11 protein-coding genes and 1 pseudogene are annotated in these 12,333 nt (G+C 41.2%); all 12 read right to left on the bottom strand.

Annotated elements, in window-relative coordinates; genetic code table 11:
• Positions 1 to 115 precede the first annotated feature (115 nt).
• A pseudogene (locus tag DWB84_RS18430) lies at positions 116 to 796 on the bottom strand (GDP-L-fucose synthase family protein); the annotation flags it as partial.
• A gap of 1 nt (position 797) precedes the next feature.
• On the bottom strand, positions 798 to 1,916 hold the full coding sequence (gmd, locus tag DWB84_RS18425) for a GDP-mannose 4,6-dehydratase (RefSeq protein WP_187411285.1): 1,119 nt from the start codon (positions 1,914 to 1,916) through the stop codon (positions 798 to 800).
• Positions 1,913 to 3,016, bottom strand: a complete 1,104-nt coding sequence (locus tag DWB84_RS18420) for a glycosyltransferase (protein ID WP_187411284.1) — start codon at positions 3,014 to 3,016, stop codon at positions 1,913 to 1,915. Before DWB84_RS18420 ends, gmd begins: the two co-directional genes overlap by 4 nt.
• On the bottom strand, positions 3,013 to 4,203 hold the full coding sequence (locus DWB84_RS18415; RefSeq protein ID WP_187411283.1) for a polysaccharide pyruvyl transferase family protein: 1,191 nt from the start codon (positions 4,201 to 4,203) through the stop codon (positions 3,013 to 3,015). Before DWB84_RS18415 ends, DWB84_RS18420 begins: the two co-directional genes overlap by 4 nt.
• On the bottom strand, positions 4,200 to 5,246 hold the full coding sequence (locus DWB84_RS18410) for a glycosyltransferase family 4 protein (protein WP_187411282.1): 1,047 nt from the start codon (positions 5,244 to 5,246) through the stop codon (positions 4,200 to 4,202). The genes DWB84_RS18415 and DWB84_RS18410 overlap by 4 nt, the downstream gene beginning before the upstream one ends.
• Before the next feature lie 36 nt (positions 5,247 to 5,282).
• Positions 5,283 to 6,446 (bottom strand): hypothetical protein, encoded by a 1,164-nt coding sequence (locus DWB84_RS18405; RefSeq protein WP_187411281.1) that lies wholly within the window; start codon positions 6,444 to 6,446, stop codon positions 5,283 to 5,285.
• Complete coding sequence (locus DWB84_RS18400) at positions 6,436 to 7,608, bottom strand: hypothetical protein (RefSeq protein ID WP_187411280.1); 1,173 nt, start codon at positions 7,606 to 7,608, stop codon at positions 6,436 to 6,438. The genes DWB84_RS18405 and DWB84_RS18400 overlap by 11 nt, the downstream gene beginning before the upstream one ends.
• 18 nt (positions 7,609 to 7,626) lie before the next feature.
• Positions 7,627 to 8,589: a Wzz/FepE/Etk N-terminal domain-containing protein gene (locus DWB84_RS18395; RefSeq protein WP_187411279.1), complete on the bottom strand. Its 963-nt coding sequence runs from the start codon at positions 8,587 to 8,589 to the stop codon at positions 7,627 to 7,629.
• An 82-nt stretch (positions 8,590 to 8,671) separates the two neighbouring features.
• Positions 8,672 to 9,010: a MarR family EPS-associated transcriptional regulator gene (locus DWB84_RS18390; protein ID WP_187411278.1), complete on the bottom strand. Its 339-nt coding sequence runs from the start codon at positions 9,008 to 9,010 to the stop codon at positions 8,672 to 8,674.
• Between the two features lie 74 nt (positions 9,011 to 9,084).
• Positions 9,085 to 10,158, bottom strand: a complete 1,074-nt coding sequence (locus DWB84_RS18385; RefSeq protein ID WP_187411277.1) for an undecaprenyl/decaprenyl-phosphate alpha-N-acetylglucosaminyl 1-phosphate transferase — start codon at positions 10,156 to 10,158, stop codon at positions 9,085 to 9,087.
• A 155-nt stretch (positions 10,159 to 10,313) separates the two neighbouring features.
• Positions 10,314 to 11,720, bottom strand: a complete 1,407-nt coding sequence (locus DWB84_RS18380; RefSeq protein WP_187411292.1) for a mannose-1-phosphate guanylyltransferase/mannose-6-phosphate isomerase — start codon at positions 11,718 to 11,720, stop codon at positions 10,314 to 10,316.
• Between the two features lie 154 nt (positions 11,721 to 11,874).
• On the bottom strand, positions 11,875 to 12,162 hold the full coding sequence (ihfB, locus tag DWB84_RS18375) for an integration host factor subunit beta (RefSeq protein ID WP_187411276.1): 288 nt from the start codon (positions 12,160 to 12,162) through the stop codon (positions 11,875 to 11,877).
• Positions 12,163 to 12,333 lie beyond the last annotated feature (171 nt).

Raw genomic sequence — 12,333 nt, 5'->3', positions numbered from 1 at the left:
CAAAACATGGTCTCGCCAGAATTGCTGTTTGCTTGTCAGATTCATATTCATACCCCAGTCAAAAACCTGGGGGTATCTTTGGTGAATCAACCGAGACTGGCTAGGGTGGGGTTTGTCGAGCGCTTACAATGCAAGCAGAAGCCATGTCGTCTACGTAAAGAAATTCGCGCTTAGGGGTTCCACTTCCCCAAGCCACGACTTCAACATCACCACGCAACTTCGCCTCATGGAAACGCCTTAAAAGCGCAGGAATGACATGACTATTATCAGGGTGAAAATTATCATTTGGGCCATATAGATTCGTCGGCATAACTGCGCGATAGTCTCGACCATATTGTCTGTTGTAACTTTCACACAGTTTAATACCGGCAATTTTGGCTATAGCATAGGGTTCGTTAGTTGGCTCTAAGACTCCGGTTAGCAAGGCGGATTCCTGCATCGGCTGCTCTGCAAACTTGGGGTAAATACAAGACGATCCCAAGAACAGGAGCTTTTGAACGTTGGCCAAGTGTGCACTGTGAATGATGTTGCATTCAATAATTAGATTTTGATAAATGAAGTCCGCGGGATATACGTTATTAGCGTGAATCCCCCCAACCTTAGCCGCTGCCAAATACACTTCGTCAGGCTTAGAGTTCTCCATAAACTCTTTTACAGCCTGTTGAGTTGTCAAATCCAAAGAATTTCGGTCTACCAAGATTAATTCGACATCATTCCGTTTTTCTAGATTTCGGACAATCGCAGAACCAACCATTCCTTTATGCCCAGCAACAAAGACGCGCTTTTTTGATGTCATTTTAATTCTCCCGCGCGACAGCGACATCAAACCCATGAGACTTCAACAATGCGTGTCTCTTTGCTTTTTCAAGATCAGAAAGCACCATCTCTGAACACATCTCCTCAACAGTAATTTCCGGCTCCCACCCCAACAGAGCTTTGGCCTTCGAAGGGTCCCCCAACAAAGTTTCTACTTCGGCCGGACGAAAATATCTTGGATCTACTCGCACAATTACGTCGCCAATCTTAACTTTTGGCGAAATCAAGTTATCAACTTCAATAACCGTAGCAATTTCCTGAACCCCCTCACCTGAGAACTCTAGCGCAATTCCGGCTTCCCTAGCCGCCATACGAACAAACTCTCTAACCGAGATTTGCTTTCCGGTTGCAATAACATAATCTTCAGGTTTTTCCTGCTGCAACATCATCCATTGCATACGCACATAATCTTTTGCATGCCCCCAATCACGTAAAGCATCTAGATTTCCAAGATATAGACATTTTTCCAGACCATGCGCAATATTCGCGATGCCACGCGTGATTTTTCGCGTTACGAAAGTTTCACCGCGACGAGGAGACTCATGATTAAATAAAATTCCGTTACAGGCGTAGATTCCATAACTCTCCCGATAGTTTACAGTAATCCAATAAGCATAGAGCTTGGCCACCGCATAAGGAGAGCGTGGATAAAATGGTGTGGTTTCTTTTTGAGGAATCTCCTGAACCAACCCATACAATTCAGAAGTTGATGCTTGATAAAATCTCGTTTTCTTTTCAAGCTCCAAAAAGCGAATAGCCTCGAGCAATCTCAGCGTACCAATCGCATCAACATCGGCAGTGTATTCTGGAGACTCAAAAGATACAGCCACATGAGATTGAGCGCCCAAGTTGTAAACTTCGTCAGGCTGAACTTCACGCAAAATACGAGTAAGATTTGACGTGTCCGTTAGATCGCCATAATGCAGGTAAAACCGAGGGTTAACCTCATGAGGGTCTTGATAAATATGGTCAACACGCTCAGTGTTGAAAAGCGACGCTCGACGTTTTATGCCATGGACTTCATAACCTTTGGACAACAGAAACTCTGCCAAATATGAGCCATCTTGACCTGTTATACCCGTAATAATTGCCTTTTTCATATTCCAATTCCTACGACATCGTCGATGCTTTCGATGTATTTAATTTTTGAAAAATTTGCGCGCGCTCGATGATAATTGACACGGCAGATCGATGATAAACGACCAACATCTTGTAACTCCTGAAATGCCTCAACAATCGAAGATACAGATCGCTTATCAATCAAGACTCCATCCAAAACCTTCAACATTTCCTCATTGTAGTTGTGACGAGATACCAACAATGCATTACCTGCATAAGCACCCTCAATGAGACAAAGGGGCTGAGCTTCCGATTTATAATAAGTTGGCAAAGCCACCACATGCGCATCCATATATAATTCAGCCTTTGCTCGCCCCTCTACAAATCCATGATACCTAATATATTCACTATTAAATAAGCTCAAAAAAGATCTCATTTCTTCTTCGGTAGCATATTCATCGGCCATAGGAAGGCCCGCAATATTCAGAACAATCGGCCTAAAACCATCATTTAATGCAACCTCATTAAAAGCAACGACCGCTTCAACCAGCTCACAAAGTCCTTTCGATTTAATGCAGTTTGACATATACAAAACATTAATTTCTTGGGCCGCCTCAATATTTGAAATTTTTTCATCAATACTAAAACCAATCGGCAGAAAATCCTCACAATAATTAGAAACAACAAAAACCTTTATTTTTGGAAAATGCTCAAATTGCTCAACCATGCCTTTAGTTAATACAATGCCGAAATCAACCTTATCGTACGCACACCTCAATAAAAATCTGAAAAACCCTTTTTGAGAAGAATAAAAATCCGAAAAATCAGAGCCGTGCAGATGAACAACAACACTTCTTTTTCTTGCTCCCAATTTAAAAAGCAAGATTGCTGCTATATCCCTTAAAGAACCCGACACTGTCCTTGAATTTGTGATATAAAGAACGGAAAATTCTTTTCCAAAAACCAAAAGCAAAAGCCGAACCAAATATTTGGTTGCTTTAAAAATTTTTTTATAATGGCCAAAACCTTCATAATTTATGTCAATTACATGACACTTTTTTTGCGTCCCCAAAACATACGCTTCAAACGCTTTTGCCTGCCCCGTGACAGGAGGCGGCAAAGGACCTATAGCCAAGATCATGACAAAACACGCTCCAAATCATTAACAAAAACGCTACCCACCTCCGTTAATCTCTTTGCAAACTTACTCCTAATTATAAGAAATTCCCCAGGATTCAGAAGAAATCTTTGCGCAATATTTATAAGTCTATCAGAAGTTACAGTTTCGATATCTACATATAATTCCTTTGCATCATAAAGATCCAGCATCCCTGTGGTTTTAGGCAAATAACTGATTGCGATAACAGGGGTTCCGACATTTAAAGCAAAAATCGCACTATGAAACCTTGATGCAATGACCAATCTAGCTTTAGATATTAAATTCATCATATTGTCAGGGGTTAGATCATCTGTCACCAAGCAATAATCAACTCCTTGTCCATCTAATAGAGCACAAAAATCCTTTATTGCCGGCATATCGCTCGCCACTTGGACGATTATCTTTAAGGACAAGCCAAAATTCCTCGAAACATACACTGCTGTACGGGATAGAGCATCTAAATATGCCTTCCTTGCGGATGCAACATCAGGAGCACTAGGGAAACTCCAGTCAATAATCGTCATACAAAAATAACTTGAAGAAGACGCTACCGAATCAACACTATTCTGAAACTTATCAAATGCCAGATCGTTGCTCAATTTGCACTCAACCCCAAGAGATTCGCACAATCGCAGACTAGTTCTTTCCCGAACATATATCGCGTCTATCCCCTTTAACACTTTTAACAATAAAAATTTATTAATACGATTTCTTACCGGCCCTATAGACATGGGTGCGAGCATGTATTTTTTTGCCAACTTTTTAGCTAAAAAAACCTGAATTAAGTGAGAATAAAAAGAACAAGAAGAATCCTCTAGAAAACCTCCTGGACATCCCATAACCAAGTCCGCTTTCGTTAGCTCGACTAATCCATCATACTGAGCTTTGGGCAACAGCACCCGAGCAGGAAACTTCCATTTAACAAATAAAAGTGATGCAGACAGCCTCAAGAGTCTTAAGCCGGCGCCTTCGGCTTTGCCAAGCTGCTCATAAAAAGCCACTCTAGGAAAGAACCCTTTACTCAATTCGGGATCCCTTGCAATAGCGGACAAGCTGACCCGATCAGAACACTTATGTACCTTTTCTACAAGTGCACTAAATAACTCAAAGTCACCGAGATTTAACGGACCAAAGACATTAGTTACCACAACCAGTTTTTGAATATTCATAAACTACTTATTGCACGTATAGTATTGATAGAAAACGCAATTGAGGAAAATCTATCTTCAAATTCCAACCGACAATGATGGCTAATCGCACTCAAAATATTAGAGTCACTAAAAAACGAAATAGCATCACTTAAAGGCTCGTCACCGAGAAGATATCCAGTGACTTTATGACGAATTAATTCAGGGAAAGCTCCTGATCTATACGCGATTGTTGGAACCCCAGCACTCATTGCTTCTGTTACAACACGACCAAATCCTTCGTTTATCGCCAAAATCAGGTGCAAATCCGCATTATGATATATCTTTCCAAGATCATCTTCGTAACCATGCACATTCACCTTATAATTTTTAACCTTCCTGGAGAGCTTTATGAGATCATTTTTATAGATTCCTTCCCCGTAAATATGAAACTCGATGCTTTTTTTTACACCCTCTTTCTCAAGCTTTTCCAATTCCTGGATAAGGCGAGGAATTCCTTTTCTTTCTGTGAGCTCTCCCACAACTACAATTTTCAAAACAGTAGATGGTTCACGACATTTGACACCCAAATCATCAGACCCATTGTATATAACAACATGCTTATCTGATTCCAGTATTGAATGATATTCCAGAAAGTTTTGTTTAACGAACTCGCTAATATGAATTATTCTTTTCGCCCTTTTAACAGCGCATTTATTTAGAAAAATTAAAAAACTCTCTCTAATAGTTTTTTTCTTCGGATCAGGGCCATGGCAAGTTATGACCAAAGGCTTTCCAATAATCAATGAAATTATAAACCCATAAATATTAGCCATTCTCAAATGAGAGTGGATCAAAGTAATCTTAGTACGATTGCGATATGCATACAGAAGCAATTTAAGGAACGATCGGGTGTTATGATATTCAAACGGCACCAGTTCCGCATCAGAAAATGGATCGGCAGAGGGAGCCCTCGGAATAAAAGTTGCAGTTTTTCTACCGCTATCTTGCAGTGCTCGATTTAAAATATAGCAATAACGGCGAGCACCCCCCTTCAAATTATTACTTACTATTCTCAGAATCATCACAAGGCTCTTATAGCAAAAAAGCACCCAACAAAATCAACAATAAAAATGGAGGGAATGAGTGAAAAATTGCACTCTGCCCCCTTTTAAACAAATAAAAATTAGACTAACAAGACATATAATCACGTATGAATACAACATGTAAAAATAGATATCAATCGGCGTAGCAATTCCACAAAAAAACAATAAAATTCCGTATATTGATAATAGAGATATTGCCAGAGTTAATATCATGGCACTCCTCTTTTTTATCATGTAATAGTGATCCAAATAGAATGCCTTATAAGCCTGAAACAAAACAATAAAACAACACAACTTCAACACATCGTAAAGAGATTCATCATAAATAGCAGGAAAAAACGCAGTAAAGATTTTAGGCAGAAATATAAGCGATGAAGAACATATCAATAAAATGGCGACAACCCATACTATATTTAACCTTGGATACTCCCACTTTCCGAAAGAAACGAATTTTGGAAAGAAAATAAAGTTGTATACCATAAATGGCATAAGCACCGCTTTTTGGACGAGATCAAAAGTCGACGAATAAGATGCTACGGCACCTGCACCAAATGCAGCAGACAATAATACCCGATCGGACATTACAACAGATGTCGAGGCAAGCGTTGAAACCGAGATACCGCCGCCATACTTTATCATCTCCCAACATTCTTTCGGCTTAACCACCATAAGATGCACTTGCCCCCAAGGCAAAAAAAACAACACGCTCACCAGCGCCGAAATTAAAAAGTGCGGATAAAGCAACTCATGCCTTCCTGCATGCAATATTCCCAAAGTTCCCATAATCAACATACCCCACCGGAAAAGGACAAATAATGCCATTCTCTTTCCCTTTCCCCGACATCTTAGCCACTGCAAAAAAATATTATAAATCGATATAGAAATGATTAGAACACATAGATTCCAATACCCAAAGATACCTGCCATCAATAATGCCAATAGAGAAAATGCAATTACACAAGTTGCAATTTTTCCCTCTATTTTTTTTATAAAAAATCTTGAATAATAATTTTTTATCCACTCAAAACTCGCTACACTTAAAATTGTGGCAAGCCCAATATCAAGAAGAAATTGCCCCCAAAATTCAGGAGATGAGTTTTGCGAAACTATCTTTACAAAAATCAAATACGCAATTGAGGACAATATAAAACCAAAAAACATCAAAATTTTATCTTTCATATCTTATTTTGTCAGCTTCAATAGCCCCCCAAAGCGCGCAGAATACCGGATTAATTATGGGAATAGCTGTAAACATAAGTGATAGCGATGCCGCAAGCAGAAATAGGCGATCTCTAACCTGAAGATGAGCTGCACTTAAACAACTCCACGCAAAACAAAACAAGACAGCCAAACCAACCACCCCCATCTCCCATAAAACAGCTCCAAATCCGGACATAATTTTATTAGTGTTAGGCCCCCAAAAAAAAACCCCACCAAATAGCTCATCTCTCCGACCCAAAACATTTGAAAATGAGGAGAACCCTTGGGGAAAAAGATAATTATCAAAAGATGCATACACGGGAAGCACCAAGTGAGCGATACGCTCATTTACACTCGCATCCTTCTGAATCAAAAACAGAGGGGAATCCAAAATTATTCTAAATAACGAAAAAATTCTTGAGTCCTCAGGCAGAATTCCTATCACAACCCAAGCAATGCCCGCACCAACAACCAAAAAATAAAAGGCGCTAATGGGATTAACAATTAACACGTACATAAAAAGCCAGAAAACCAAAACCAACAAAGCCATCGATGATCTTGCCAGAAAAACTATTTGCAACAACAAAAGAACGTAAATTATTATTTTTGTTCGTTTTGGAAACCTAGATATATGACAAATCAATCCAACCAGAAGACACATCAACGCATATAGGGTTGGCTCATTTGCAAGCGAGGACACCCCCCTATTTTCAGTAGTCCTGCTCTGCAGAATCCCTCCAAAAAGGTCTTTACCATAGATTATTTGAAGTATTGCAGCCCCAAAATATAAAAACACGAAACACATAACATATCGTTCTTTCCAGCCATCATAGAGAAATATCCGGTACATAGAGAAAACAAGAGGAAATATAGAAATATAAATAATAAAAGATCTTATATTGGCCTCCCAAATCGCCAAAATATAAAGAGGGACTCCAGACACCAAAACAAGAAGGAGGGCCGCCATACATTTATCAAATTTGGTTTGATGATAAAGAATAAAAACCAAAAAAGAGAGAATGAGATAATAAGGCTGAGTATCGAGTCCAGTCTGGACTGGTGATATAAAGCATAGAATCGACACCCCAAAAAATAAGCAAAGAACTCCTTTTGCCCAAAAATGCTCGAGCGCTTGACTCATTTTCATTGTCTAGGCCACTCAATCACGAACACTTTGAACGAAAACAAATCCCATAAAAAGCAATAAAGCAATGGAAGCTGCTCCAGCAATTATGAGGGCTCGATTCGGGCTGACTGCAACCAGAGAAGCGCGGGGCTCGACAATCATCTCTAGAAGATACTCTTCATCAACTTCCGCCAGCATTAGCGTTTTTGTTTGCCCCTCTATCATGGAATAGAAAATGGCATGCATTCCAGACAGGCTCGTTTCCTGAATCTTTTTCTCCAAATAGAGAATATTGCGTTTGGCTCGTTCAATATCTCTTTCCTGAAAATGCTTATTCAAATTCCCGACAATTAAATCAACCCACTGAACGGCCAAATCTGGAGAATAAAATTCAACGCCGACAGTTATCATTCCAGTTTTAACATCTCTGGATACATTAAATATTTTTTTAAAACGTTTATATGCTTCGTAATTGGATGGCTCCCCTGCAGCCTCTTGAGACTCCAGAGCCCACTTATTTGTGATTGGGTCAAATATATCTCTATCCCAAACGAGCTCTCCCGTCTTTTTATCCCACTCCTTTACTGCTATTAAGTATGGTTTCAGTCCATTTTCCGTTATGATTTTTTCAAGAAAAGGAAAGCTATTAACAAGCGCAATCCCTCGGTCTATTTCGTTGCTATCTGAATTTGCGATGTTCAGACCAGCCAGAGCTGCAATCCCGCTAAGCTGTGACATATTACTCCCACTATAATTCTGAGCAGGAGCATATATACCTTCCACTTTATAAGTGTTTGGGAGAGTATAGGTGTAAGCCATAGCAGCCAATGAGAAAACAATTACAAGCCCTCCTCCCTTCCATTTGTTAATCCACAACCGACCTATCAATAAGGAAAGATCAATTAACCCCCCTTCTCGGACGCGAGAATGTTTCGCTTTTATTTCTTCTGCCTCCTGCCAGCCTTTAACCCCTGAACAAGTATTTATTTCCTTCATGGTAATTCTCTGATCTTTGTAAAAATTGCTATTATATTCCGAACAGTAGAAACAAAGCGGACCTTAATCTTGGAGGCAACTACTACTCAGCAGAGTCGTCTTTCAATTCCAGTTTAAGACGCGCAATCTCCTCTTTCAGAGATTCATATAGCGATTGTTTTTTTTGCAGAAACTTCGCCGCAATCTTTGTTTTTTCGCGCAAACCTGCAGGAGTAAGAACATAGGCGTAGCGCATTCTATTGTTAGAACGAACGACATTGCCGGCCTTTATCCAGCCCACACTGATCAATGCCTTCAAACAATAATTGACCTTACCAACACTAATACCCAACTGATTTGCCAACTCCCTTTGGCTAATATCGGGATTCCTCTCAATAAGCCTGATCAATTGATAGCGTGTCTCGTCGATGTTATTTGACATATACAAATATATGATCTTCGGAATGTTCAACAATTGAACACAACAACACAAAAAAAACGCTCTTTCGAGCGTTTTTAAGAAGCGGCTGCAAACCGCCGCTTATTCCACCTAATAAACTGCCAAGACCGCTTCATCAACACTTGGTAAAAACCGACAAATCCAAGCGCTGCTGCAAAAGAAACATATTCTGGCAATTCATATACGCTGGCTGTTATTCCAAATAGCACAAGCACCGTTTGCACCAGCACCAGAATATAAAGCGCCTGCCAAGGCTTAAACCCAGCTCGCATCAATATGTGATGGATATGGGTTCTATCTGGGGCGACGGGAGATTTACCTCGACGAATACGGCGATACATCAGGGTAAACATATCCGTCATAGGCAGCAATACAAACCAGATGGCAATTACCGGGTCGAAGGCTTTGATTTCCGCTTGAGAGCCGTATATCAGTAACACCCCCAAAGCCAACCCCAGAAACATACTCCCGGCATCCCCCATAAAGATTTTATTGATCCGCTTCTGACGGCTTGGAACACCCCAAATATTAAAAATCAGAAACGCAGAAACAGCGCCAATAAACAGCATCGATAAAAGGGCAAGATTAGTTTGCCCAGCGCCGCCAAATAAGTACGCAAGCCCCATAAAGGAGATAAGCCCAAAGGAGCCAATCAATCCGTCAATACCATCCAGCATATTAAAAGCATTAACGACACCAACCAGAGATAGAATGGCGAGGAAATATCCAGCCCAGCCGACTTCTATATTTCCCAATCCAACCAAATTGCCAAAATTGGCGAGGTATATATCGAGCCCGTATACAAATATGGAAGCAACAAGAATTTGACCAACTAGACGCAGGCGAGGACTTAGATCGTAGCGGTCATCCACCGCACCGAGGAACACCATAAAGCCACCTCCCACCATAAACAAGCGTATGAAGGTTGGCTGATCGAGAAACAGATAGGCAGTTAAAAAAATACCAATAAAGACAGCGATGCCACCAATTAAAGGAATGACGCCATCATGTTGTTTGCGTCCTCCAGGTTTATCAACTAAATCGATCAAGTACGCTAGAGGCTGTAGCACCTTAACCATACCGAAGGTGATCAAAAAAGCCACAAGCAAAACTGCAAGTCCTATTTCCATGCATTTGCTCCCAAGCTGAAAGCCCCCAATGATTTACGCAAATTATACTGACGTTAATATCGAATGTTTGTTTATGTAACAAATTTTGGCATTTTGAAGTTTGCGCAATAGTGCGCCAAACAACATTCATACCGATAAAAGCCTAGAAAAATAAGCTAGGCTCTTCCATAACCATCCTCAAAGCGGACTATGTCATCCTCGGCAAGGTATGCCCCGCTGGCAACTTCTATTAAATGCAGCGGAACAAGACCGGGATTTGAAAGTCGGTGTTTTTCCCCTAAAGGTATAAAAGCAGACTGATTTTCAGTAAGAATCTGCTTATGCTCCCCTTTTTGAATTTGCGCCGTTCCTGACACCACAACCCAATGTTCCGCACGATGGTGATGCATCTGCAACGATAATGACGCACCCGGTTTTACTGTGATTCGCTTAACCTGATAACGGTTTCCAGTATCAACAAGATCGTAACTCCCCCAAGGACGATGCACTTCTCTATGAGCGAGATATTCACTGCGGCAATCGTCTTTTAATGCATCGACGATTTTTTTTACATCCTGCGAACTATCCTTATGAGCCACCAATACGCTATCAGCAGTTTCTACGACGACCAGGTCTTTAACGCCAACTAGCGCAACAAGCCTGCCATCACAGCTGACATAACAACCTTGGCTGTTCTCGGAAATGACATCGCCGTAAAAAACATTGTCTGCGGAATCTTTATCGCCAACTTCCCAAAGCGCTTGCCAACTTCCCACGTCACTCCACTGAGCAGAAAACGGCACCATGTATCCATCCTGGGTTTTCTCCATGACAGCATAATCGATCGATACATTTGGGCATTTTTCGAACTCGGCCTTATCAAGCCGGAGAAAATCCAAATCCTTTACACTTTTGTTCAGCGCATCGCGACAGTGTTTGAGGATTTCAGGTTGAAGACGCTCCACTTCCTCAATTAAACGACTTGCTGAAAAAATGAACATCCCACTGTTCCAGTAATAATCCCCACTACGTAAATAACTTTCCGCTGTTTCCAGATTTGGCTTTTCAACAAATGCGGCAATGCGCAGTAAGCCTTCCTGGTTTTCTTGCTCTGCTCTGATATAGCCGTATCCAGTTTCCGGTCTTGTTGGCACAACACCAAATGTGACCAACCTCTCTTTACTGGCTATTTCGATCGCCTGTGTCAAGCACTCTTTGAATTTATCCAAATCCTTAACAAGGTGATCGGCGGGAAATACCGCAATCACTGCATCTGGCGAGATTTCCAAGCTTTTTAACGCACCAATGACTATAGCAGGCGCTGTGTTACGCGCCACCGGCTCAAGAATAATTTCTGCATCAATGCCGATTTCTTGTACTTGATCCGCAACCATAAAGCGCTGATCGTTGTTGCAGATGACAAATTGACGACCGCCAAGCCACTCTACCCGCTTCAAGGTTTCCTGGAGCATGGTGTGATTACCGTAGAGACGGTGAAGTTGCTTGGGATAATGATGACGGGATTTTGGCCAGAGGCGGCTACCGCTACCACCAGAAAGAATGACCGGTATGACTGTTGGCATATGAACCTTGCGTTTAATCACTGGCTGATCGGGCCGTTAACGTCAGGACGATAGCAAGCGGCAATCGATCACCTACTTTAGTGGGTGATCCAAAAGTTGTGGATTATAACGAAGTCTCAAACGAAAGTTAGAAGAAAATTGTGATGATTTTGTATTAACGAAGGGTCTCGTTAACTCTATCCCTCAACTCTTTTCCGGGTTTAAAGTGAGGAACATATTTTCCTTCCAGCTGCACAGACTCTCCTGTTTTTGGATTGCGGCCAACCCGGGGAGCTCGATAGTGGATGGAAAAACTGCCAAAGCCACGGATTTCAATGCGCGATCCGCTGGCCAAACTCTGGGACATATATTCCAGGATTAATTTAACTGCCAGTTCTATGTCTTTGGGGGATAGTTGATCCTGACGCTCAGCGATACGCTCGATTAATTCCGACTTCGTCATAGAAATACTCGCTCCGGGGATTCGTCCAATGGAAAGGTCGCCCAACATAGCGCTACAGAGACAAGCAACTGAGATGCTCGGCCAAACCGCAAGTCTTTGTTATACAACAAAAATCTTTTTAATGGTAGCAAAACCAATTTAAACGCAGGAATTTTGGACGCACAAACAAAA

It is taken from the genome of Saccharophagus sp. K07, from assembly GCF_014336955.1.
Classification (GTDB): domain Bacteria; phylum Pseudomonadota; class Gammaproteobacteria; order Pseudomonadales; family Cellvibrionaceae; genus UBA5868.
The sequence above is the reverse complement of the archived record's forward strand: the minus strand, read 5'-3'. Positions and strand labels throughout refer to the sequence as shown.